Origin of the sequence: Pseudomonas sp. D(2018) (assembly GCF_005502555.1) — a bacterium.
Classification (GTDB): domain Bacteria; phylum Pseudomonadota; class Gammaproteobacteria; order Pseudomonadales; family Pseudomonadaceae; genus Metapseudomonas; species Metapseudomonas resinovorans.
This window is the reverse complement of record NZ_SCOK01000021.1, coordinates 18,502-39,569: the sequence shown is the minus strand read 5'-3', so window position 1 is coordinate 39,569 and position 21,068 is coordinate 18,502. Positions and strand designations below refer to the sequence as shown.

Sequence of the window (21,068 nt, the reverse complement as noted above, 5' to 3'; positions counted from 1 at the left end):
CCGCAATTGCGGGCCGTTTTTTTGAGGTGCGTTAATCGCCAGGGTGCCCGGCAGGACGGGTTGAGCGATACCCATCAATTCCTGCTGATGGGTATCCCTTCGTTCAAGCGGAGCTCCGCCCGCCACATCCTACGAACCACCCTTAGCCTGCGACGAGGATTCGGATCGATTCCAGGCGCAGGGCCGCCTTGTCCAGCAGTTGAAGCCCCTCGTCACGCTGGTGGCGAACGGCTTCCAGTTCGCTGTCGCGTACGCTCGGGTTCACTGCCTGGAGCGCGGTGAGGCGCGCGAGCTCCTCGTCCAGTTCGGCCTTCAGGCGGCGCTGGGCTTCGGCTACGCGTTCGGCATGGCGCGGGGCGATCTTGGCTTCGCCGGCGTTTATCTGTGCCGCGAGCACGTCGCGCTGGGCCTGGACGAACTTGTTGGCACTGCCGCGCGGCACGCTTTCCAGTTGGTCGTTGAGGGTGTCGAAAGACACTTTGGAGGCCAGGTCGTTGCCATTGGCGTCCAGCAGGCAACGCAGGGCCTTGGGCGGCAGGAAGCGGCTGAGCTGCAGGGCGCGCGGGGCCACCGCTTCGCTGACATAGATCAGCTCCAGCAGCACGGTGCCGGGTTTGAGTGCCTTGTTCTTGATCAGCGCCACGGCGGTGTTGCCCATGGAGCCGGAGAGCACCAGGTCCATGCCGCCCTGCACCATCGGATGTTCCCAGGTGAGGAACTGCATGTCCTCGCGGGAAAGGGCCTGGTTGCGATCGTAGGTGACGGTCACGCCTTCGTCGTCGCCGAGGGGGAAGCCCGCGTCGAGCATCTTCTCGCCGGGCTTGAGTACCAGGGCGTTCTCGGAGTGGTCTTCGCTGTCGATACCGAAGGCTTCGAAGAGCGACTCCATATAGATAGGCAGGGCGAACTGGTCGTCCTGTTCGAAAATGTCCTCTACCAGTTGCTCACCCTCACCGGCACCGCCGGAGTTGAGTTCCAGCAGACGGTCGCGGCCGTTGTGCATTTCACCTTCGAGGCGCTTGCGCTCAGTTTCGGCTTCGTTCACCAGGGCGTTCCAGGCATCGTCGTCGCCGCCTTCGAGCATCGGTAGCAGGCGCGGGCCGAACTGATGCTGGATGGCATTGCCGGTGGGGCAGGTGGCGAGGAAGGCGTTCAATGCCTGGTGGTACCACTGGAACAGGCGTTCCTGCGGGCTGGTTTCCAGGTAGGGCACGTGAAGCTGGATGGTGTGCTTCTGGCCGATCCGGTCGAGACGGCCGATACGCTGTTCCAGCAGGTCCGGGTGGGCCGGCAGGTCGAACAGCACGAGGTGATGGGCGAACTGGAAGTTGCGGCCCTCGGAACCGATCTCCGAGCAGATAAGCACCTGGGCGCCGAATTCTTCGTCGGCGAAGTAGGCGGCGGCACGGTCGCGCTCGAGGATGCTCATGCCTTCGTGGAACACGGTGGCCGGGATGCCGGAGCGCACACGCAGGGCGTCTTCCAGGTCCAGGGCGGTTTCCGCGTGGGCGCAGATCACCAGCACCTTGAACTTCTTCAGCATCTTCAGGGTGTCGATCAGCCACTCGACGCGCGGGTCGAAGCGCCACCAACGTTCGGCGTCATCGCCGCTGTCCTGCTGGGACTGGAAGCTGACTTCCGGGTAGAGGTCCGGGTGGTCGCCGATCGGCAACTCCATGTACTCGACCGGGTTGGGCAGCGGATAGGGGTGCAGGTTACGTTCGGGGAAGCCCTGCACGGCGGCGCGGGTGTTGCGGAACAGCACGCGGCCGGTGCCGTGGCGGTCCAGCAGTTCGCGCACCAGGCGCGGAGCGGCTTCCTCGTCGCCAGCGGCCAGGGCTTTGAGCAGGCCTTCGCCTTCTTCGCCGAGGAAGCCCTTGATGGTCGCTTCGGCCTTGGCGCTCAGGCGACCCTGGTCCAGCAGTTCCTGGACGGCTTCTGCCACCGGGCGGTAGTTCGCGCTTTCGGCGCGGAAGGCTTCCAGGTCGTGGAAGCGGTTCGGGTCCAGCAGGCGCAGACGTGCGAAGTGGCTTTCCTGGCCCAGCTGTTCCGGGGTGGCAGTGAGCAACAGCACGCCAGGGATGGTTTCGGCCAGTTGCTCCACCAGGCGGTATTCGGGGCTGGCCTGTTCCGGGTGCCAGACCAGGTGGTGGGCTTCGTCGACCACCAGCAGGTCCCAGCCGGCAGCGAAGGCGGCATCCTGGGCGCGCTCGCTGCTTTTCAGCCACTCCAGGGAAACCAGGGCCAACTGGCTGTCCTCGAAGGGGTTGCTGGCGTCGCTTTCGGCGAAGCGTTCGGCGTCGAACAGGGCGACCTGCAGGTTGAAGCGACGGCGCATTTCCACCAGCCACTGGTGCTGGAGGTTCTCCGGTACCAGGATCAACACCCGGCTGGCGCGACCGGAGATGAGCTGGCGGTGGATGACCAGGCCGGCTTCGATGGTCTTGCCCAGGCCCACTTCGTCGGCCAGCAGGACGCGCGGTGCCACACGGTCGGCCACTTCACGGGCTATGTGCAGTTGGTGAGCGATGGGCTGGGCGCGGGTGCCGCCCAGGCCCCAGAGGGAGGATTGCAGCAGGCGCGAGCGGTGTTCCAGGGTGTGGTAGCGCAGGGCGAACCACTTGTGCGGGTCGATCTGGCCGGCGAACAGGCGGTCATTGGCCAGGCGGAACTGGATGAAGTTGTTCAGCTGGGTTTCCGGCAGGATGCGGGGCTCGTTCTGCGCGGTGATGCCGTGGTAGATCAGCAGGCCGTCGATATCCTCGACTTCCTGGACGTTGAGCTTCCAGCCGTCGAAGTGGGTGATTTCGTCGCCCGGAGCGAAGCGCACGCGGGTCAGCGGCGCATTGCGCAGCGCGTACTGGCGGGTCTCGCCAGTGGCCGGGTAGAGCACGGTGAGCAGGCGGCCATCCGATGTCAGGATGGTCCCGAGCCCAAGCTCTGCTTCGCTGTCACTGATCCAGCGTTGCCCCGGTTGATACTGCTGCGCCATGCGTGTCTCCCTGAGATGAAAAAAGCCGCGTATGTTAACGGAACCGAGGGCGCAGGGCGACGCCGGATTCGGCCCGTATATCCGCAAAAGTGTAGCGAGCGCCGGTAAAGAAGCGCCAAAGACGGCCGACAGACTGACCAAAGGAGGGCTTCAACATGTTGCCACCCATTCCGCAAGGCCTGGTCCCTGTTACCGCCCAGCAGGATGTAGTCAAGCCGCGCCCCGACATTCCGCCGGTCACGCCCGTGCAGGAGAGCGCGCAAGAGAGTGCCGTCAGCCTGGACAAGCGCCATCCCCAGGAGGCCGAGGAACTGCTGCGCGAGGAGCAGCGGCGGCGCCAACGGCGAGGCTACACGCCCCAGGAACTGGCCACGGGGGAAGTGGCTGAAGCAGACCAGGCCGTGCTGGACGAGTTGCCGCGTCAGGGGTTGTGGGTGGATGTGGAGGTTTGAGCCGAGCACAATGGGCCTGATTCTTCCTTGAGCCGACACCGGTGGACCTGTTCGACGATATCCCTCTCCAGTTGCCCGACGCCGAATTGCGCTTTGAGCCGCACTTCCTTACTTCGGCGCAGGCGAACGATTGGCTGGCCCGGCTGGTGGCTGAAACGCCCTGGGAACAGCCCGAAGTTCGTCTCCATGGCCGCGACTATCCCGTGCCACGGCTAGTCGCGTGGTACGGCGACCCCGAGGCCAGCTACCGCTATTCCGGCCTGACCCACCAGCCGTTGCCCTGGACGCCACTGCTGGCGGAGATCCGCACACGGGTTGCAGAGGCAGTGGGGCAGCCTCTCAATGGCGTTCTGCTCAACTATTACCGGGACGGCCAGGACTCCATGGGCTGGCACAGCGACGACGAACCCGAGCTCGGGCGCAATCCGCTGGTTGCCTCGCTCAATCTGGGTGGCACCCGCCGATTCGACCTGCGCCGCAAGGGCGCGAGCCGCATCGAGCATTCCCTGGAGCTGGGCCATGGCGCGCTACTGGTCATGAGCGGGCCAACGCAGCATCATTGGCAGCATCAAGTGGCGAAGACCCGTATCCCTTGCGCCCCCCGGCTCAATCTCACCTTCCGTTGGATCCGCTTATGAGCAACGACGAAAATCTGATCGACTTCGGCGCCGAGCGCGACAAGCGCATCCATGACGTCCACGAAAAACGCCTGAACGACATGCGCAAGGCATTCGAGCAGGCCATGCCCCTGTCTCAGCCCAAGGGCAAGAAGGGCGGCAAGAAGCCAAAGAAGCGCTGAGATCTCCCGGCCTTCCCCGCACTCCGATCGGCGATCCACCGAGATTCTGTCCACTGCTTTGTGGGAGCGAATTCATTTGCGAATGAATTGGCTCCCGCAAAGCGGCTGTTCCAACCCTTCCCGCTGTCTCACACCCTCCGAAAATTGACCTGGATCAGTATCCCGACCGCCTTTCCGCGGGCCCTTGGAAGCTATTGATCCAAATCAATTTTCGCGTCCTGCTGCGCGGGTACCTTGAACCCATCGAAGCAACAACGCCACACGCAGGAGGCAGATCATGTTCGTCGATACAGTGGTTCTCGCCGGTATAGGCACCGTCGGTCTCATGGTCGCTTTCTTCGCCGGGGTTGGTTACTTCATCTGGAAGGACTCGCAGAAACGCAAACCGCGTTGAGTCACTCCGGGTTTACAGGCACGCAAGGCACCTCGGGCGACTTCGGTCGCCCATTTTTTTGTTCCCGCTTTTCTTCCATCGCGGCCCGCGCCAGACTGGCGCCATGCCGATCCAGACCCTTTCCCGCCTTTCTGAAATCGATCCGCAGCACTGGAATGCCTTGCTGCCGGACGACCAGCCATTCCTGCAGCATGCCTTTCTCTGCGCCCTGGAAGAAAGCGGCAGCGTGGGCGGCCGCAGCGGCTGGCACCCGGCCCATCATCTTTTACGCGGGGCGAACGGCGAGCTGAAGGCTGCTCTGCCGGCCTATCTCAAGAGCCATTCCTACGGCGAGTACGTCTTCGACTGGGCCTGGGCCGATGCCTGCCAGCGCGCTGGTATCCCGTACTATCCCAAGTTGCTGGCGGCGGTACCCTTCACTCCGGTAGGTGGTGCGCGGTTGCTGGCGGTGGATGACGCGGCGGCCGGCGAACTGCTCGATGCAGTGGTTGCCGATGTCGCCGCTGACGATCTATCGGGGCTGCACATCAACTTCACCGATGCCTTTGCCGACCATCACCTGCGTGGCCGTGAAGGCTGGCTAGAACGCCTGGGCTGCCAGTTCCACTGGCGCAACCACGGCTACCGGGACTTCCAGGATTTTCTCGACGCCCTGAGTTCGCGCAAGCGCAAGCAGATCCGCAAGGAGCGTGAGCAGGTGGCGGGGCAGGGGATCGAGTTCCAGTGGCGCCGCAGCCAGGAACTGGAGGAATCGGACTGGGATTTCATCTACGCCTGTTATGCCAACACCTATCGAGTGCGGGGCCAGGCGCCCTACCTGACGCGTGCCTTCTTCAGCCTGCTGGCCGAACGGATGCCGGAGGCCATTCGCGTGGTGCTGGCGCTGCAATCGCACCGACCGGTTGCCATGGCGTTTTCGCTACAGGGGGGCGACACCCTTTACGGGCGCTACTGGGGGTGTCTGGCAGAGTTCGACAGGCTGCATTTCGAAACCTGCTTCTACCAGGGAATCGACCAGGCCATTGCCACAGGACTCCAACGCTTTGATGCTGGCGCCCAGGGTGAGCACAAGTTGATTCGAGGATTCGAGCCGGTGATCACCCGCTCCTGGCACTGGCTGGCCCATCCTGGCTTGCGTGCCGCGGTGGACGATTTCCTGGTGCAGGAGCGGGGTGGGGTGCTGGCCTACGCGGAAGAGGCGCGTGGCCTGCTGCCCTATCGGCGAGACTGATCAGCCGATCTGGGGGGTGTCGGGGGTGACGGTGCTGCCGCCCCACTCGAGGAAGCGGATCTTGCGGACTTCACCTTCGCTGTCTTCGTAGACGAGGGTGACCGGCACGACGCCGATTTTCTGGGAGGTATCGGTGCGGTGCAGCACTTTCTGGACGTCGATCTCCATCCCGTAGTGGTAGTCCACTGGCGCCACTCCGGCACCTTGATTCTGAAGGCCATCCTGGGCGAATACGCTGGGCGCGAGGCTGGAGAGCAGGGCGCTGACAACTGAGGCCATTTTCATAAGGCTTGTATTCCTCTGTTGGGTTTCGCTTACAAGGGACTTTATCTGACCCATCGAGAACGGTTAGTTCAGTGACCCCCTTCGATGATCCTGTTTTGAGCGTTTTTTGATCGCCCGGAATTGCCCGAACTAGAAGCGCTGCGACCGTTTGTCGCACTTCTGGAAATTTTCCCTTTCCTGGTCTAGCGGAGCGTTCACGGTCCCGATCAATTCATTTGAAATTGGGAAGCCACGTCCTTAGGGCGTGGTCATGAATCATCGGCTGTGCCAGTGACGATCGAAATGCCCGATTTACAGGATGAAGTCGGGTTGTCAGTAGTGCGGCGCGGCGGGGCTCATTCCACGCCGACGAAGCCGCCGGTCTGGTGCTGCCAGAGGCGTGCGTACAGGCCCCCGTGCTCCAGCAGTTCCGTGTGGCTGCCGCTCTCGACCACGCGACCCTTGTCCAGCACCACCAGGCGATCCATACGGGCGATGGTGGAAAGGCGGTGGGCGATGGCGATCACCGTCTTGCCGCGCATCAGGGTTTCCAGGCTTTCCTGAATGGCGGCCTCCACTTCCGAGTCGAGTGCCGAGGTGGCCTCGTCGAGGATCAGGATGGGCGCGTCCTTGAGCAATACGCGCGCGATGGCGATGCGCTGGCGCTGGCCGCCGGACAGCTTCACGCCACGCTCGCCGACATGGGCGTCGAAGCCGCAGCGCCCACTGGCATCCGAGAGCAGCGGCACGAATTCATCGGCTCGGGCTTTGCGAATGGCATCCTGCAGTTCGGCGTCGCTGGCTCCTGGGCGGCCGTAGAGCAAGTTGTCGCGGATGGAGCGGTGCAGCAGCGAGGTGTCCTGGGTGACCATGCCGATCTGCGCCCGCAGGCTTTCCTGGGTAACCAGGGCGATGTCCTGATCGTCGATGAGGATGCGCCCGCCCTCCAGGTCGTAGAGCCTCAGCAGCAGGTTGACCAGGGTCGATTTGCCGGCGCCCGAGGGCCCGACCAGGCCGATCTTCTCGCCGGGGCGCACTCGCAGATCGAGGTTCTCGATCACACCGCTGCCTTTGCCGTAGTGGAAAGCGACATCCTCGAAGCGCACTTCGCCACGCCTGACTTCGAGCGGTTTGGCGCTCCTGCTGTCGGTCACCTGGCGCGGCACCGCGATGGTCTGCATACCGTCCTGGACCTGGCCGATGTTGTCGAAGATGCCGGTGACGACCCACATGATCCAGCCGGACATGCTGTTGATACGCATCACCAGACCGGCCGCCAGGGCGATGGCGCCCACGCTGATCAGTCCCTGGTTCCACAGCCACAGGGCCAGGCCGCAGGTGGTGACGATGAGTGCGCCGCCCATGCCGGTGATGGTGGCGTCCATGGCCGTAATCACCCGTGCGGTCATCTGCGTCTTGCGAGTCTGTTCGTCGATGGCCTCGCGGGCGTAGTCCTCTTCCTTGCGGGTGTGGGCGAAGAGCTTGAGGGTAGTGATGTTGGTGTAGCCGTCGACAATACGCCCCATCAGTTTGGAACGTGCGTCAGAGGACTCCACCGAGCGCTGTTTGACCTTGGGGACGAAGTAGGCGATGGCGGCGATGTAGCCGGCGATCCAGATCGCCAGCGGCAGCATCAGGCGCCAGTCGGCCTCGGCAAACAACACCAGGGAACTGACGGCGTAGATGAGGACGTGCCAGAGAGCATCTACCGCCTGCACCGCCGAGTCGCGCAGGGCGTTGCCCGTCTGCATGATGCGTTGGGCGATACGTCCGGCGAAGTCGTTCTGGAAGAAGCCCAGGCTTTGCTTGAGCACGTAGCGGTGGTTCTGCCAGCGGATCAGGTTGGTCAGGCTGGGGGTGATCGCCTGGTGGACCAGCAGGTCGTGCAAGCTGTTGAACAGCGGGCGCAGCAGCAGGACCACCAGGGCCATCCAGGCCAGTTCATGGCCGTGCAGAGCGAAGAACTGCCCGCTGGGTGTGCTTTGTGCCAGGTCGACGACGCGACCCAGGAAGCTGAACAGCGCGACCTCGATCAGGGCAACGATCAGCCCGACCAGCAACAGGGCGCTGAAGATCGGCCAGACCTGGCGCAGGTAATGGACATAGAAGCGCAGCACACTGCGCGGGGGCATCTCGTCTGGCGCCTGGCGGAACGTGTCGATCAGGCGCTCGAAGCGTTGGAAGAGCATGGCGAGTCCATCCGAGGAAGAGCGGTTGGCCCGGGCGTCCTGCCCGGGCCAAGAGGATCAGAGCCGTTTGGCGGAGAGGATCACCACCGGTTGCATTGGGACGTTCTGGAACATGCCACGGTTTCCGGTGGGCACGTTGGCGATCTGGTCGACCACGTCCATGCCGCGCACCACTTTGCCGAACACGGCGTAACCGAAGTCGCGACTGCCATGGTCGAGGAAGGCGTTGTCGTTGTGGTTGATGAAGAACTGGCTGGTGGCGGAGTTCACTACCTGGGTGCGGGCCATGGCCAGGGTGCCGCGCAGGTTGCGCAGGCCATTGTCCGCCTCGTTCTTGATCGGGTCGCGGGTGTCCTTCTGGCTCATGTCGGTGTCGAAACCACCGCCCTGGATCATGAACCCAGGGATCACGCGGTGGAACACGGTGCCGTTGTAGAAGCCGGCGTCCACGTAGTCGAGGAAGTTCTTCACGCTGACCGGGGCCTTATCGGCCTCCAGTTCCACTTCGATTTCCCCAGCACTGGTGGTCAACAGCACATGGGGCTTGTCGGCGGCCATAACAGTGAGGGAGACGAGCAGGGCGCAGGCGCCCAGGACGAGTTTCTTCAGCATGGGTTTTGTTCCTTGTTGCGCTCCACTTCGGCCAGAAAGTCGAGCAGGGTGGTGTTGAAGCGGTCGGGTTGGTCCAGCGGCGTGGCGTGACGGGAGTTCTCGATGACCACCAGGCGAGCGTTGGGCATCTCCTTTACGTAGGCCTCTTTCTGCGAAACCGGGGTGTAGTCGCGGTCGGCGGTGATCACCAGGGTAGGACACTGGATGCGTCGCAGGCGATCCCGTACGCCCCAGCCGATGATGGCGTTCAAGGCCGAGAGGTAGGCGCGTTTGTCGTTCTGCGGCCAGCGTTCCTCGATCTTGCGGCGCAGGTCGGCCTGCTCGGGCAGTGGGAACAACAGGCTGCCCAGGGCCTTGGCAATGCGGTCGAGGCTGAGCAGGTGCGAGAAGATCCAGCGCTTGGCGATTTCCAGGTAGTCCTTCGGCGAGTGGGGCTTCACCTCGGGTCCGCTGTTGACGATGGTCAGGCTGCGCAGCAATTCGGGATGATCGACGCCGAGCTGGAAACCGATCATGCCGCCCATGCTGATGCCCACCAGATGGACGTCGATCAGCCCGAGGTGCTCGATCAGTGCCGTCACGTCATCGGAGAAAACAGCGATGCTGTAACGCTCGCGGGGCTTGTCGGAGCGGCCGTGGCCACGCACATCGAGGACGATCACCCGGTAGTGGGCGGCCAGGGCTGGGACCTGGTACTCCCAATCTCGGGTGCTCGAACCCAGCCCGTGGACCAGCACTACCGGCATGCCGTGGCCGTAATCCTCGTAGTGAAGCTGACAACCATCATTCTCGAAGTAGGACATGCATGACCTCCTGTCAGATGCTGGAAACCGGTGCCGCGAAGGCAACGTCGAGTGGCGCGGAGTCGAAGGTCTTGATCAGTTCGACCAGGATCTGCGAGGCCGGCCCAAGAGCCTTGTCCTTGTTGGCGTAGAGATAGAAGGAGGGATGGCGGCTGCCGCCTTGCTCCATGGGCAAGGGCCTGAGCTGGCCTTCCTGGAGTTCCCGTTCGATCAGGTGGCGTGGCAGCCAGGCGAAACCGAGGCCGCTGCTGACAAAGTTGGCGGCGGTTGACAGGCTGCCCACCGTCCAGCGTTGTTCGGCGCCCAGCCAGCCGACGTTGCGTGGCTGGGTGCGCCCGGTGTCGCGGATCACGACTTGCAGTTGGCTCTCCAGGTCCTGGAAGTTGATCTGGCGTTGCAGTCGGTGCAGGGGATGGTCGGGATGGGCGACCGCGATGAACTCCACCGAACCGAGGCCGGCACCCAGGTAGCCCTGGATGTCCAGGGTGGTGATTGCCAGGTCCGCGGAGCCCTCCAGCAGCACCTCCTCGACACCGGACAGCACTTCCTCACGCAGGCGCACTCGGCAACCGCGGCTCTGCGGCATGAAGGCGGACAGTGCCCGCACCAGGCGGGCGTTGGGGTAGGCCGCGTCGACGACCAGGCGTACTTCGGCCTCCCAGCCCTGCTCCATGTGGTGGGCGAGTTCTTCAAGTTGGCTGGCCTGCTTGACCAACTGCCGCGAACGACGCAACAGCACTTCGCCTGCTTCGGTCAGCACCGCCTTGCGCCCTTCGATGCGCAACAGGGGGACGCCCAGTTGTTCCTGCATGCGCGCGACCGTATAGCTGACCGAGGATTGCGAACGGTGCGTAGCCTCGGCAGCCTGGGCGAAGCCGCCATGGTCCACCACGGCCTGGAGGGTGCGCCACTGGTCCAGGGTAACGCGCGGGGCTTTCATGCTGTCCTGCTCCTCTAGCTACTTATGCCGGCAAATTGCGCGCGCCCATGGCGCTGATGTCGCTTGCGGCGCTCTGTTAAGCTCGCGTTCTCTGCACTGGAGATCGCCCATGAAAAAACTGTGCTGTGCCTTGTTCGCCCTGCTGCCAACCCTGGCCTTCGCCTACCCCATCGAGGTGGAGAAGCAGTACAACGGCGCGGAGATCGTCTACGACACCACCGACATCGACAACAACCTGGCCGCCATCAATATCCAGAACCTGGGCGGGACCACGGCCGAGTGCAAGGCAGTGTTCGTCAACGGCCCGGAGACTCCCAGGGTGCGCAAGGCGCTCATCGAGAGCGGCAAGAGCGCCTACCTGACCGCCAATTTCACTCGCGCGGTGATCAAGCTGCGGATCAAGCTGACTTGCAATCCGAGGTAGCCGGGACGCGGATTCGGGCACAGGAACCAGCCTAGTGCCCCTCCTGCTACAAATCAACTTTCTTGATATGTTGTAGCGGATATTTACGCTTTTTTATCGATTTGTGACGACATAATCTGCGCCCCATCGACGCAATCAACCCCGCGATGGAGGTAGCCCAAATGTCCCGTGTACTCGTCATCGAAAGCAGCGCCCGCCAGCAAGGTTCCGTTTCCCGCCAGCTCACCCAGGACTTCATCGCCAAGTGGCAAGCTGCTCACCCAGCCGATGAAATCACCGTTCGCGACCTCGCGGTGGACCAGGTACCGCACCTGGACGCCGACCTGCTGGGTGGCTGGATGAAACCCGCCGACCAGCAGAGCGAAAGCGAGAAGGCTGCCCTGCAGCGCTCCAACCTGCTGACCGAAGAGCTGCTGGCTGCCGACGTACTGGTGATGGCGGCCCCCATGTACAACTTCGCCATCCCCAGCACCCTGAAATCCTGGCTGGACCATGTGCTGCGTGCCGGCGTCACCTTCAAGTACACCGAAACCGGCCCGAAAGGCCTGCTCACCGGCAAGCGCGCGATCGTCCTGACCGCTCGCGGCGGCATCTACTCCGGTAGTCCGATGGACCACCAGGAACCCTACCTGCGCCAGGCCATGAGCTTCATCGGTATCCATGACGTGACCTTTATCCACGCCGAAGGCCTGAACTTGGGCGGTGAGTTCCAGGAAAAAGGCCTGGCTTCGGCCAGGGCTCAGTTGGCCCAGGTGGCTTGATCCGTTAGCTCCCCAACTCCGCCAGGTGCTCCACCGCTCCGTGGACGCCTGCTGACTGCCCGGCCTGATTCAGGTCGGGCTTTTTTATTTGAGGAATGGAGAGATTAAGGCCGGCGACCTGCTTTCGCGAATGAGCGGGTTCACACCAGCATGCCTGCCTGGCTTGGCGGTAAGTCATGGCACGCCGAGCCTATTCTCGCTGGGAGCGGTTTGGGGAGGAGGGGGCCTGTGCCCGGTTTGGATTCCCACGCCATGCCGTTTTCAACAATGCCGACGACGGGTCTGCCCGGTTGGTCAACTTTGCCCCTTGTTAAGCTTCCGCTCGCGGCAAGGAAGGCGTATGTTCGCCGGCTGCTTTGTGAGGCCCCAGATGAGTTCGCTTCATTCCCTTTCCTACGTGTCGAGGCGGTCATGAGACTGTCGGGCCGTGGTGTCGCGCTGTCGCTGACGGCGTCGGTCCTGTTTGCCCTGATGCCGGGTTACGTGGGTGAGCTCGCGCCCCTGGATGGCGTGCAGATTTTCGCCCAACGGGTGCTCTGGTCGATTCCGGCGGTGCTCTTTCTATTGATGCTGACCCGACAGTGGTCGACGTTCATCTCGGTACTTGGTCGGCTGCGGCGCGAACCCTTGTTGCTGGCAGCCCTGCCGTTGGCGGCGGCGCTGATTGGCCTGCAATGGGGGCTGTTCCTTTGGGCGCCGTTGCAGGGGCGAATGCTGGAAGTGTCACTTGGCTATTTCCTGCTGCCCCTGGCAATGGTGGTGGCTGGCCGGGTGTTCTACGCTGAGCATCTGCGACCACTGCAACTGCTGGCGGTGCTCTGTGCGCTGGCAGGTGTGCTCCATGAGCTCTGGCTGACCCGTGCCTTTTCCTGGCTTACCCTGGCTACCGCCCTGGGGTACCCGCCTTACTTCATGCTGCGTCGTTGGATGAGACTGGATGCGCTGTCCGGTTTCATCCTGGAGATGGCGGTGCTGGCGCCCCTGGCCATCTGGCTGATCGCGAGCTATTCGCCACCGGGGGCGTTCAGCCAGGCGCCGCAGCTTTGGTGGCTGATTCCTGGGCTGGGGCTGCTGGGCACTCTCGCTTTCGCCGCCATGATGGCGTCCAGCCGGCTATTGCCCCTGGGGCTTTTCGGGATTCTCAGCTATGTGGAACCGGTGCTGCTGTTCGCGGTGGCGGTAGCTTTCCTGGGCGAGCCTTTCAACCCTGCCCAGCTCTGGACCTACCTGCCAATCTGGCTGGCCGTGCTGCTGATCGGCTGGGACAGCGCCCACCTACTTCGCAAGCAGGCCCGGAAGGGCCTGTAGCACGTGGTCCCGCAGCAGCGGGGCCAGATTCTCCGGATGGGGTTCCCCGGGCTCCAGCCAGGCCAGTTCCTCCAACTCGGCTGCGGCCTCCACGGCGTGGGGCAGGCGGGCGACGAAGATTTCGGCATCCACCCAGGTATCCGCCTCGTTGGCGGCAGGCGCGCGAAAGCGGCCCAGGGGTTTCAGGGCCGATGCGTCCAGGCGCAGCTGGAGTTCTTCCCAGAGTTCACGTTGCAGGGCTTGGAGCGGGCTTTCGTCCGCCTCGCGTTTGCCGCCGGGCAGCATCAGTGCGTGGGTGCCACGCTTGCGTACCAGCAGTAAGCGGTCGTGCGGGTCCAGCAGGCAGGCAGCGGCGATATTCAGGGTGGTCATGGTAATTCGGCTTCGGGCAGGAGTTGGTAGTGCAGCTGCACCACGCCGGTGGGGAAGCTGCGCTGCTCGCGGAGCTGGAGTCGGCGTTCCAGGCCGGTGGCGAACATCGGGATACCGGCGCCCAGCAGGTGGGGGATGAAACTGACCACGAGTTCATCGAGCAGGCCGGCAGAGTAGCAGGTCCCCGCCAGCGATCCACCTCCCACCAGCCAGATGCGTTTGCAGCCGGCGGCAGTCATTTGCTCGATGGCCTGGGTCGGCGTGTCATGGCAGATCCGAACATCTGAAGCGGCTTGCGGCAGGTCGCCGCGGGTCAGTACGGTGCAGGGCTTGCCGGGATAGGGCCAGTCACCGCCGAAGGCCAGGACGGTCTCGTAGGTCACCCGTCCCATCAACAGACCGTCGATGCTGTCGTAGAAAGCCTGGTAGCCGTGGTCGTCGCCTGCTTCTTCAATGGGCTTCAGCCAGTCGACGCGACCATCGGGGCGGGCAATGTAGCCATCGAGGCTGGCGGCGACGTAGTAGATCAGGGCTGCGCGCATGGTCGGGCTCCGGGATCGGGTGGAGTGAGCGTATACCGGCGAGGTATTTCCGTCGCTGCGTCGCTCGGAATTCGGGCGTTTGCTCGCGACTCCGGGTAACCTATGCAGCTATTTACGCTTTCGATCGAGGTAGCCCTGTGTTTTCCCAATTCGCCCTGCACGAACGTCTGCTCAAGGCCGTTGCCGAACTCAAATTCGTCGAGCCGACCCCGGTGCAGGCGGCGGCCATTCCGCCGGCCCTGGAAGGGCGCGACCTGCGGGTGACCGCCCAGACCGGCAGCGGCAAGACCGCCGCCTTCGTCCTGCCGCTGCTCAACCGCCTGATCGGCGAGGCCAAGCCGCGCGAGCGCATCCGTTCGCTGATCCTGTTGCCGACCCGTGAGCTGGCGCAGCAGACCCTGAAGGAAGTGGAGCGCTTCTCCCAGTTCACCTTCATCAAGTCCGGCATCGTTACCGGCGGTGAGGACTTCAAGGTGCAAGCGGCGATGCTGCGCAAGTTGCCGGACGTCCTGGTGGGAACCCCGGGGCGCCTTATCGAGCACCTCAATGCCGGTACTCTCGACCTCAAGGAGGTGGAAGTGCTGGTGCTGGACGAAGCCGACCGCATGCTTGACATGGGTTTCGCCGAGGACATGCAACGCCTGACCAACGAGTGCGCCAGCCGCCAGCAAACCCTGCTGTTCTCCGCCACCACCGGTGGCGCCGCGTTGCGCGATGTGTCTGCCAGCGTGCTGCGCGACCCCCTGCACCTGCGCCTGAACAGCGTCGACCAGCTCAACGAAAGCACCCGCCAGCAGATCATCACGGCCGATCATCCTGAACATAAGGAACAGCTGGCGCGCTGGCTGCTGGCCAATGAGACCTACCAGAAGGCGATCATCTTCACCAACACCCGCGTCCAGGCCGATCGTCTCTATGGGCACCTGGTGGCGGGTGGCTACAAGGCGTTCGTACTCCACGGCGACAAGGACCAGAAGGACCGCAGGCTGGCCATCGAACGGGTGAAGCAGGGCGGCACCAAAGTGCTGGTGGCTACTGACATCGCCGCCCGTGGCCTGGATATCGAAGGCCTGGACCTGGTGATCAACTTCGACATGCCGCGCTCCGGCGACGAGTATGTGCACCGTGTCGGCCGGACCGGTCGTGCCGGTGGCGAGGGCCTGGCCATCTCGCTGATCTGCCACAACGACTGGAACCTGATGTCCAGCATCGAACGCTACCTCAAGCAGACGTTCGAGCGCCGGGTCATCAAGGAGCTGAAGGGCACTTACACCGGCCCGAAGAAGGTCAAGGCATCTGGCAAGGCCGCTGGCACCAAGAAGAAAAAGACCGACAAGAAAGGCGACAAGAAAGCCCCCGCCAAGTCTGCTGCGCCCAAGCGCAAGCCAAGCAAGCCGCGAGAGGAATCCCGCGTGGTGAGCGGTGACGGCCTGGCGCCGCTCAAGCGCAAGAAGCCGGCAGCGGAGTAACGCGTGCCAATCGAGCTCGCCTGGCCCGCCCAGGCGTTGCTGTTCATCTATCCGGCAATGAGCCTGGTCTGCTTCGTTGCCTATTGGCGCGACAAGCGCTTCGCCGTGGCCGGAGCACAACGTACTCCCGAGTCCCGCCTCCACCTGTACGAACTACTGGGCGGCTGGCCGGGCGGCCTGCTGGCACAGAGGCTGATCCGCCACAAGAACCGCAAGGTCGCCTACCAGGTGAAATTCTGGCTGATAGTGGCCATGCACCTGGGCTTGCTGGGGTTCTGGGTATTGCATTGAGGCGAGCGCGGCTGACCTGCGGCCCGCTTGGCGAATGAATTGGCTGTGTCTGCATTACGTGTTGCAAGCACCTGCATCGCCCGTAGGAGCTGGCTTGCCAGCGAATCGCGGCGTTTCGCTGGCAAGCCAGCTCCTACAAGGCTCTTGGCCCGATGGTCAATCTCTCGCAATAGCTAACGCAGACAGAGCGAATAAATTCGCCCCTTCTGGAAAGCGTCGAAGTTCGGATAGGCCACGCGCTGCGCCCTCTCCCGCTTGCGGGAGAGGGCTGGGGTGAGGGCGCTTATGGCACCAGGACGATCTTCCCCTCGCGCTCGCCACTGGCTGCGGCGGCGACGGCTTCCTTGATCTGGCTGATGTCATAGGTGGCGGCGATGCGTGCCTTGAGCTTGCCGCTGGCGATCAGCTGGATCAGCTCACCGAACAGCTGCATCTGCTGCTGCGGGGTGGCCTGGCGGAACCAGCGGGCCAACCAGAAACCCTTCAGGGTCACGTCGCGGAACACGAAGGAACCGGGGTTGACCTGGCAGGGCTCGCCGCTCATGCGGCCGTAGTTCACCAGCACACCTCCTTCTGCGAGGCTGGCTGCCAGGTGGTCGGTGGAGGCGCCGCCCACGGCGTCGATGCCCAGCTTCACCGGCGAGCCACCGGTGACCTCGCGCACACGCTTGGGCAGGTCTGGGCCGTCTACCAGCACCACGTCACCGCCTTCGGCCTGTACGCTGGCCACTGCCGAGTCGCGGCGCACCACGTTGATGGTCTTCAGTCCGCGAATCTTCGCCAGCTGTATGAGGTAGCTGCCGACCCCCGAGTTGGCGGCGTTCTGAATCACCCAATCACCTGCTTGCAGCTCGACGAAGTCGCGCAGCATCAGGTAGGCGGTGGGCGGGTTGACGGTGAGCATCGCCAGTTGCTTCGGGTCGGCGCTGGGCAGCGGGATCAGCTGCTTGGCGTCAGCGATCAGGTGGGTGCGCCAGGTGCCGCAGCCCACCGGCAGCAGCACGGTCTGGCCGGGCTTGAGGTTGGTCACATCGGCGGCCACTTCCACGACTTCTCCCACGCCTTCGTTACCGCCAATGGCGGGCAGCGGCGGCAGCATGCCGTACTCGCCGGTGAGCGTGAGTACATCTGAAGGATTGATCGGCGCCGCCAGCACTTTCACCAGCGCTTGGCCAGCACCCACCGGCGGTAGCTCGAACTCCACGGCTTCGATCACGTCCTGGGGCACTGGGCCACGGGTCTGGTATTCGGCTTTGAGCATGACGCTTCTCCTGGCGGCTCTGAGGGGCCTTGAGTCTAGCCGCTGGCGGGCGAGAGGCGCTGAATCCCCCGGCATTTGCATCAGTGATGCGGTGGCGCGATGAGGACGGCGGAGGTCGCTCTGGAACTGGAGTCGGGCGGGGCCTTTGCTAGGTTCGGCGGCGAAGCTGGAGTAGGGCTTCCGTACGCTCACGCAACCCATCAAAGGGATAAGAAGATGAAGATCGCCAAGACATTGATGTCCGCCGTGCTGTGCCTCGGACTGGCCGGCGCCGCCCAGGCCGCCACCGAGCTGAAGCACTGGCCGGAGCCCGCCGCCAAGCAGTTGGATGCGCTAATCGCCAAGCACGCCAATCAGGGCAACTTCGCTGTGTTCGACATGGATAACACCAGTTACCGCTACGACCTGGAGGAGTCCCTGCTGCCGTTCCTGGAGATGAAGGGCGTACTCACCCGCGAAAAGCTGGACCCTTCGCTCAAGCTGATTCCTTTCAAGGACGTGAAAGGCCACAAGGAAAGCCTGAACAGCTACTACTACCGCCTTTGCGAAGCGGACGACCTGATTTGCTACCCCTGGGTCGCCCAGGTGTTTTCCGGTTTTACCCTGCGTGAGCTGAAGGGCTACGTCGACGAGCTGATGGCCTATGGCAAGCCAATCCCCACCACCTATTACGACGGGGACGAGGTGAAGACCATCGAGATCAACCCACCGAAGATCTTCACCGGCCAGAAGGAGCTGATGAACAAGCTCAGCGAGAACGGTATCGAGGTGTACATCATTACCGCCGCCCTGGAAGAGTTGGTGCGCATGGTCGCGTCCGACCCGCGGTACGGCTACAACGTGAAACCTGAGAACGTCATCGGCGTTACCACGTTGTTGAAGGACCGCAAGACGGGGGCCGTGACCACCAGCCGCAAGCAGATCACCGATGGCAAGTACGACGAGAAGGCTAACCTCGACCTGGAGCTGACCCCGTACCTCTGGACTCCGGCCACCTGGATGTCCGGTAAGTACGCGGCAATCCTGACCTACATCGACGAGTGGAAGAAGCCGATCCTGGCCGCCGGCGACACGCCCATCAGTGACGGCTACATGATGTTCCACGGCACCGACGTCGCTAAGGGCGGTATCAACCTGTGGGTCAACCGCAAGGCCAAGTACATGGACCAGATCACTGCCATGCAGAAGCGCAATGCCGAAGCCCAGGCCAGGCAGGGGCTGCCGGTGACGGCCGACAAGAACTGGGTAGTGGTCATCCCCGAAGATATTCAGTGAGATCCTGAACCGGCTTTACAGCAGCGGCCGCCCTTGGGCGGCCGCTTCGCTTGCGCGCTTTGCACTGAAGTCGTTCCTGTCGGCTTGATCGGTGAGTCTGGCTGTCCTGGCTGGACAGTGAAGCTGCCCGCCGTGGCTGGTACCCTGCCGGGCCTTGCTCGAACCCCTGTCATGGAGTGATCGATGAAGCACCTGGCGCTCGCCCTCAGCCTGAGCCTTGCCGGCCTGCCATCCGCAGCGCTGGCCTGGTCCAACCATGCCCTGGGGACCACCCTGGCGCTGGCCGGCCTGCCGCAGATCAAGGACGCGCCGCCGGTGCAGGTGGAAAGCCTGGAGTCCTTCCTGGAAGAGGAGGGTGTGGCTCTGGAGCAGTTGCTGGACGAGCAAGAAGAATTCTTCCGCGACAACCTGTCGGGTTACCCAGCCCGGCCCGACGACCTGCGCTGGATCCCTCTCCACGGTGGTGACCGTCGCAAGGCGTTCCTGATGGCGCTGCGAGTGAATCCGGAGATCAAGCTGGCCTACTTCGTCCAGGCCCTGCCAGGCATGGATTGGAGCGGGCGGGCGCCGCTGGATGCATCCGACGTGCTGGTCTTCCGCAAGCTCAGCCTGTGGCGCGAATGGCGCTTCTACCAGGTGCATCCCGGCGAGATGCTGCCGGCCCTGGCAGTGGTGGCCAGCGCCGCCGATGAGCCGGATTACGGTCACGACATCAACCTGTTCAGCGACAATCCGGGTGAAGTGGGTGCCCGCTACAACTTCGGCAAGCAGCCTTTCGGTGATGCCCGCTTCGAATACTCGTCCCAGGCGCCGTTCCATATCGGCTACTACCACGAGGACGAGATCATTTACCACGCCGCACCCTACCTGGCGCGAACCTATCCCGAGGTGCGGGTCTACCAGTATCTGGGCCTGGCGCGCTTCGCTTTCGAGAGTGGCCACCCTTACTGGGGCTATCGCTTCCTCGGCTGGGGCCTGCATTACATCCAGGACCTGACCCAGCCCTACCACGCCAAGGCCCTGCCGGGGCACGGCACGCCGCGGCTGATCTGGGTCGCGCTGAAGGCCGCCGTGAGTCTGGACAGCGACAAGCTGGCGGCTATCGAACAGGTGGCTAACCGGCACACCGAGGTGGAGCAGTACCAGGCCGACTGGCTGCGCAAGCTGCTGCGGGAAGGCAGCAACGACAGCCCGCTGTTGCGCGCCTACGCCGACAACCGCACGGACGGTGACTATCCACCCTTTGATGGCGAGTCCCTGCGAAGGGTGGTGTCACAGGAGTCCTACGATGCCGCGGACGACTTCGACGCTCGCATCGGCCACTGGCTGGCTGGGGGGCAGGCGCAAAGTGGCTTCAGCCAGGGCAACCAGCTCGCACCGTTGCCCGAGGACGTCCAGCTCAACCAGGCGCTGGTGCGGCTGATCCGCCATTTTGGCGCTCACAGCCGCAACGCCACGCGGGCCACTTTGCCCTGAACCTCTCAGAGACGGATCACATGACCTTCGTCTGCGGCCACCCGGCCGTGGAAAAGGTCGGCGATCAGGGCCTGCGCCGCTTCGTAACCCTGGCCTTCCACCACGCTTGGCCAGGGGCGGGGCGGTCGGCTGACCTGCTGGTAGAAATCCAGCAGCCCTTCGCCAATGTGCCGGCTGACCTGTTCCGGGCCCCACTACACCGGAATGTGGCCCCAGCCTTCCTCTCCGGTGGGGAAGAATTGCCAGTACTGCATGGAGTCGCCGAAGACGGCGTAGGTGATGTTGTTGGTGGTCAGGGAGAAGAGGTCCAGGCGCAGGACAATCTTGCCCTCGGCGGCTTCAAGGCTCGTTTCCTGGCACACCAGACGGGTCTGATGGAGGGCGTCCTTACGGGTGAAAAGACGTGATACTGTGCTGCGGTTTGGCATTTCCGGCTCCGGCTGTGGAAGAGGTCGGAACAGGCTAACAAGGGCTCCCGCACCGCGGGTTCGGAAACCGGCAGAGGTCCCCATGCAACCTGCAAAGCCCCGCAACAAACCGCTCAAGCGCCCCACCCAGGCACGTGCCCGTTTCACGGTGGAAGCCATCTTCGACGCCTTTGTTCGGATTCTCCGCCAGCGCGGCTGGAGTGGCGTGACCACCCGTGCAGTGGCCCTGGAAACGGGCGTCGCGGTGGGTACCCTCTATGACTACTTTCCCAGCAAGGAAGCCTTGCTCTCCGGCTACATTCGCCATCAGGTCGAGCTCTTGATGCAGCGTCTGGAGCGCGAGGTGGTTCTGGCCACCGGACTCGACTGGCAAACCCGAGTACGACGTCTGGTGCGATTGTCCTGCGGGCAGCTGGATGAACAGGCGCGGCCTTTCTTCGATGCCGAACTCCTGGAACTGGAGCGTGCCATCGCCGAGCCCTGGCACCACCAGCGGGTGTATCAGGAACTGGCCGGCAAGTGGCGCGAGGCGGTGGCCGCGTGCGCCGACCTGCCGCGCCAGCCGCGTCCGGAGAGCATCGATGCGCTTTTTATCGCCGTCTGGGGCGGACGCCGCTACGGACTGACCGCCCAGTTATCCGGACAACAGGTCGAGGCCTGGTTGCTGGAGATGGAGGAACTATGCTGCGCACGCATCCTCATGGAGCTTGCACGCGCAGCGGACGCCCTGAAGTCACCGCCCTCCTTGAACCTTAAGGGTTAGACCCCCGCTCAATCGCCGGTCC

23 protein-coding genes are annotated in these 21,068 nt (G+C 63.6%); 13 read left to right on the top strand and 10 right to left on the bottom strand.

Features of this window, described 5'->3' with window-relative positions; translation table 11 throughout:
* Nucleotides 1–142: 142 nt before the first annotated feature.
* Complete coding sequence (rapA, locus tag FFS60_RS15215; protein WP_137822428.1) at nucleotides 143–2,992, bottom strand: RNA polymerase-associated protein RapA; 2,850 nt, start codon at nucleotides 2,990–2,992, stop codon at nucleotides 143–145.
* A 155-nt stretch (nucleotides 2,993–3,147) separates the two neighbouring features.
* On the opposite strand from rapA, the gene FFS60_RS15210 reads away from it, so the two are divergent.
* The 5 genes from FFS60_RS15210 to FFS60_RS15200 all read left to right on the top strand — a co-directional run bounded on the left by FFS60_RS15210 (nucleotide 3,148) and on the right by FFS60_RS15200 (nucleotide 5,868).
* Nucleotides 3,148–3,444, top strand: coding sequence for a hypothetical protein (locus FFS60_RS15210; protein ID WP_028626701.1), 297 nt, complete (start codon nucleotides 3,148–3,150; stop codon nucleotides 3,442–3,444).
* A 41-nt stretch (nucleotides 3,445–3,485) separates the two neighbouring features.
* A complete protein-coding gene (locus tag FFS60_RS15205) occupies nucleotides 3,486–4,082 on the top strand; it encodes an alpha-ketoglutarate-dependent dioxygenase AlkB (RefSeq protein WP_137822427.1) in 597 nt (198 codons plus the stop codon).
* On the top strand, nucleotides 4,079–4,243 hold the full coding sequence (locus FFS60_RS28695; RefSeq protein WP_169338765.1) for a hypothetical protein: 165 nt from the start codon (nucleotides 4,079–4,081) through the stop codon (nucleotides 4,241–4,243). Before FFS60_RS15205 ends, FFS60_RS28695 begins: the two co-directional genes overlap by 4 nt.
* Before the next feature lie 277 nt (nucleotides 4,244–4,520).
* Nucleotides 4,521–4,637: a cytochrome c oxidase subunit CcoM gene (gene ccoM, locus FFS60_RS29250; RefSeq protein ID WP_028626703.1), complete on the top strand. Its 117-nt coding sequence runs from the start codon at nucleotides 4,521–4,523 to the stop codon at nucleotides 4,635–4,637.
* 103 nt (nucleotides 4,638–4,740) lie between these two features.
* Nucleotides 4,741–5,868: a GNAT family N-acetyltransferase gene (locus tag FFS60_RS15200; RefSeq protein WP_137822426.1), complete on the top strand. Its 1,128-nt coding sequence runs from the start codon at nucleotides 4,741–4,743 to the stop codon at nucleotides 5,866–5,868.
* Here the strand turns inward: FFS60_RS15200 and FFS60_RS15195 are convergent, their stop codons facing one another.
* From FFS60_RS15195 to FFS60_RS15175, 5 genes are all read right to left on the bottom strand, one after another.
* On the bottom strand, nucleotides 5,869–6,153 hold the full coding sequence (locus FFS60_RS15195; RefSeq protein WP_137822425.1) for a DUF2790 domain-containing protein: 285 nt from the start codon (nucleotides 6,151–6,153) through the stop codon (nucleotides 5,869–5,871).
* A gap of 335 nt (nucleotides 6,154–6,488) precedes the next feature.
* Nucleotides 6,489–8,321 carry an ABC transporter ATP-binding protein gene (locus FFS60_RS15190; protein WP_137822424.1) on the bottom strand — a complete coding sequence of 611 codons (1,833 nt, stop codon included), beginning with the start codon at nucleotides 8,319–8,321 and terminating at the stop codon, nucleotides 6,489–6,491.
* Between the two features lie 57 nt (nucleotides 8,322–8,378).
* The gene (locus tag FFS60_RS15185; protein WP_137822423.1) at nucleotides 8,379–8,933 is read right to left on the bottom strand and encodes a peptidylprolyl isomerase; all 555 of its coding nucleotides are present in this window, start codon (nucleotides 8,931–8,933) and stop codon (nucleotides 8,379–8,381) included.
* Entirely contained in the window at nucleotides 8,927–9,736 is an 810-nt protein-coding gene (locus FFS60_RS15180; protein ID WP_028626708.1) for an alpha/beta fold hydrolase, read from the bottom strand. The genes FFS60_RS15185 and FFS60_RS15180 overlap by 7 nt, the downstream gene beginning before the upstream one ends.
* Nucleotides 9,737–9,749: 13 nt before the next feature.
* Entirely contained in the window at nucleotides 9,750–10,676 is a 927-nt protein-coding gene (locus FFS60_RS15175) for a LysR family transcriptional regulator (RefSeq protein WP_028626709.1), read from the bottom strand.
* Between the two features lie 109 nt (nucleotides 10,677–10,785).
* Between FFS60_RS15175 and FFS60_RS15170 the strand changes: the two genes are divergently transcribed.
* The 3 genes from FFS60_RS15170 (at nucleotide 10,786) to rarD (ending at nucleotide 13,169) form a co-directional block, all read left to right on the top strand.
* Nucleotides 10,786–11,100, top strand: coding sequence for a hypothetical protein (locus FFS60_RS15170; protein ID WP_028626710.1), 315 nt, complete (start codon nucleotides 10,786–10,788; stop codon nucleotides 11,098–11,100).
* A gap of 161 nt (nucleotides 11,101–11,261) precedes the next feature.
* On the top strand, nucleotides 11,262–11,861 hold the full coding sequence (locus FFS60_RS15165; protein WP_137822422.1) for an FMN-dependent NADH-azoreductase: 600 nt from the start codon (nucleotides 11,262–11,264) through the stop codon (nucleotides 11,859–11,861).
* 411 nt (nucleotides 11,862–12,272) lie between these two features.
* Nucleotides 12,273–13,169 carry an EamA family transporter RarD gene (gene rarD, locus FFS60_RS15160; protein WP_028626712.1) on the top strand — a complete coding sequence of 299 codons (897 nt, stop codon included), beginning with the start codon at nucleotides 12,273–12,275 and terminating at the stop codon, nucleotides 13,167–13,169.
* On the opposite strand, the gene FFS60_RS15155 is transcribed toward rarD, so the two are convergent.
* Both FFS60_RS15155 and FFS60_RS15150 read right to left on the bottom strand, forming a co-directional pair.
* Nucleotides 13,137–13,541 carry an NUDIX domain-containing protein gene (locus FFS60_RS15155; RefSeq protein WP_137822421.1) on the bottom strand — a complete coding sequence of 135 codons (405 nt, stop codon included), beginning with the start codon at nucleotides 13,539–13,541 and terminating at the stop codon, nucleotides 13,137–13,139. The genes rarD and FFS60_RS15155 overlap by 33 nt on opposite strands.
* Nucleotides 13,538–14,083 (bottom strand): dihydrofolate reductase family protein, encoded by a 546-nt coding sequence (locus FFS60_RS15150; RefSeq protein ID WP_028626714.1) that lies wholly within the window; start codon nucleotides 14,081–14,083, stop codon nucleotides 13,538–13,540. Before FFS60_RS15150 ends, FFS60_RS15155 begins: the two co-directional genes overlap by 4 nt.
* 137 nt (nucleotides 14,084–14,220) lie before the next feature.
* On the opposite strand from FFS60_RS15150, the gene FFS60_RS15145 reads away from it, so the two are divergent.
* Together FFS60_RS15145 and FFS60_RS15140 are read left to right on the top strand one after the other, a co-directional pair.
* Nucleotides 14,221–15,552 carry a DEAD/DEAH box helicase gene (locus FFS60_RS15145; protein ID WP_028626715.1) on the top strand — a complete coding sequence of 444 codons (1,332 nt, stop codon included), beginning with the start codon at nucleotides 14,221–14,223 and terminating at the stop codon, nucleotides 15,550–15,552.
* Nucleotides 15,553–15,555: 3 nt separating this feature from the next.
* Nucleotides 15,556–15,843, top strand: a complete 288-nt coding sequence (locus FFS60_RS15140) for a DUF1294 domain-containing protein (RefSeq protein ID WP_028626716.1) — start codon at nucleotides 15,556–15,558, stop codon at nucleotides 15,841–15,843.
* Between the two features lie 283 nt (nucleotides 15,844–16,126).
* Here the strand turns inward: FFS60_RS15140 and FFS60_RS15135 are convergent, their stop codons facing one another.
* On the bottom strand, nucleotides 16,127–17,104 hold the full coding sequence (locus tag FFS60_RS15135) for a zinc-dependent alcohol dehydrogenase family protein (protein WP_028626717.1): 978 nt from the start codon (nucleotides 17,102–17,104) through the stop codon (nucleotides 16,127–16,129).
* 237 nt (nucleotides 17,105–17,341) lie between these two features.
* Here FFS60_RS15135 and FFS60_RS15130 point away from each other — a divergent pair, with 237 nt between their 5' ends.
* Together FFS60_RS15130 and FFS60_RS15125 are read left to right on the top strand one after the other, a co-directional pair.
* The gene (locus FFS60_RS15130; RefSeq protein ID WP_371926431.1) at nucleotides 17,342–18,379 is read left to right on the top strand and encodes a haloacid dehalogenase-like hydrolase; all 1,038 of its coding nucleotides are present in this window, start codon (nucleotides 17,342–17,344) and stop codon (nucleotides 18,377–18,379) included.
* A 183-nt stretch (nucleotides 18,380–18,562) separates the two neighbouring features.
* Nucleotides 18,563–19,855, top strand: coding sequence for a phospholipase (locus FFS60_RS15125; protein ID WP_137822419.1), 1,293 nt, complete (start codon nucleotides 18,563–18,565; stop codon nucleotides 19,853–19,855).
* A 194-nt stretch (nucleotides 19,856–20,049) separates the two neighbouring features.
* Here FFS60_RS15125 and FFS60_RS15120 read toward each other — a convergent pair whose 3' ends face one another.
* Nucleotides 20,050–20,283 carry a DUF2855 family protein gene (locus FFS60_RS15120; RefSeq protein ID WP_028626720.1) on the bottom strand — a complete coding sequence of 78 codons (234 nt, stop codon included), beginning with the start codon at nucleotides 20,281–20,283 and terminating at the stop codon, nucleotides 20,050–20,052.
* 82 nt (nucleotides 20,284–20,365) lie between these two features.
* Between FFS60_RS15120 and FFS60_RS15115 the strand changes: the two genes are divergently transcribed.
* Nucleotides 20,366–21,046, top strand: a complete 681-nt coding sequence (locus tag FFS60_RS15115; RefSeq protein ID WP_051246342.1) for a TetR/AcrR family transcriptional regulator — start codon at nucleotides 20,366–20,368, stop codon at nucleotides 21,044–21,046.
* Nucleotides 21,047–21,068: the final 22 nt, after the last annotated feature.

What these genes read in the sequence shown, in the direction of transcription:
- rapA (WP_137822428.1), bottom strand. Translation starts at nt 2,992, where the DNA reads ATGGCGCAGCAGTATCAACCGGGGCAACGCTGGATCAGTGACAGCGAA.
- FFS60_RS15210 (WP_028626701.1), top strand. Translation starts at nt 3,148, where the DNA reads ATGTTGCCACCCATTCCGCAAGGCCTGGTCCCTGTTACCGCCCAGCAG.
- FFS60_RS28695 (WP_169338765.1), top strand. Translation starts at nt 4,079, where the DNA reads ATGAGCAACGACGAAAATCTGATCGACTTCGGCGCCGAGCGCGACAAG.
- ccoM (WP_028626703.1), top strand. Translation starts at nt 4,521, where the DNA reads ATGTTCGTCGATACAGTGGTTCTCGCCGGTATAGGCACCGTCGGTCTC.
- FFS60_RS15200 (WP_137822426.1), top strand. Translation starts at nt 4,741, where the DNA reads ATGCCGATCCAGACCCTTTCCCGCCTTTCTGAAATCGATCCGCAGCAC.
- FFS60_RS15195 (WP_137822425.1), bottom strand. Translation starts at nt 6,153, where the DNA reads ATGAAAATGGCCTCAGTTGTCAGCGCCCTGCTCTCCAGCCTCGCGCCC.
- FFS60_RS15190 (WP_137822424.1), bottom strand. Translation starts at nt 8,321, where the DNA reads ATGCTCTTCCAACGCTTCGAGCGCCTGATCGACACGTTCCGCCAGGCG.
- FFS60_RS15185 (WP_137822423.1), bottom strand. Translation starts at nt 8,933, where the DNA reads ATGCTGAAGAAACTCGTCCTGGGCGCCTGCGCCCTGCTCGTCTCCCTC.
- FFS60_RS15180 (WP_028626708.1), bottom strand. Translation starts at nt 9,736, where the DNA reads ATGTCCTACTTCGAGAATGATGGTTGTCAGCTTCACTACGAGGATTAC.
- FFS60_RS15175 (WP_028626709.1), bottom strand. Translation starts at nt 10,676, where the DNA reads ATGAAAGCCCCGCGCGTTACCCTGGACCAGTGGCGCACCCTCCAGGCC.
- FFS60_RS15170 (WP_028626710.1), top strand. Translation starts at nt 10,786, where the DNA reads ATGAAAAAACTGTGCTGTGCCTTGTTCGCCCTGCTGCCAACCCTGGCC.
- FFS60_RS15165 (WP_137822422.1), top strand. Translation starts at nt 11,262, where the DNA reads ATGTCCCGTGTACTCGTCATCGAAAGCAGCGCCCGCCAGCAAGGTTCC.
- rarD (WP_028626712.1), top strand. Translation starts at nt 12,273, where the DNA reads ATGAGACTGTCGGGCCGTGGTGTCGCGCTGTCGCTGACGGCGTCGGTC.
- FFS60_RS15155 (WP_137822421.1), bottom strand. Translation starts at nt 13,541, where the DNA reads ATGACCACCCTGAATATCGCCGCTGCCTGCCTGCTGGACCCGCACGAC.
- FFS60_RS15150 (WP_028626714.1), bottom strand. Translation starts at nt 14,083, where the DNA reads ATGCGCGCAGCCCTGATCTACTACGTCGCCGCCAGCCTCGATGGCTAC.
- FFS60_RS15135 (WP_028626717.1), bottom strand. Translation starts at nt 17,104, where the DNA reads ATGCTCAAAGCCGAATACCAGACCCGTGGCCCAGTGCCCCAGGACGTG.
- FFS60_RS15130 (WP_371926431.1), top strand. Translation starts at nt 17,342, where the DNA reads ATGTCCGCCGTGCTGTGCCTCGGACTGGCCGGCGCCGCCCAGGCCGCC.
- FFS60_RS15125 (WP_137822419.1), top strand. Translation starts at nt 18,563, where the DNA reads ATGAAGCACCTGGCGCTCGCCCTCAGCCTGAGCCTTGCCGGCCTGCCA.
- FFS60_RS15120 (WP_028626720.1), bottom strand. Translation starts at nt 20,283, where the DNA reads ATGCCAAACCGCAGCACAGTATCACGTCTTTTCACCCGTAAGGACGCC.
- FFS60_RS15115 (WP_051246342.1), top strand. Translation starts at nt 20,366, where the DNA reads ATGCAACCTGCAAAGCCCCGCAACAAACCGCTCAAGCGCCCCACCCAG.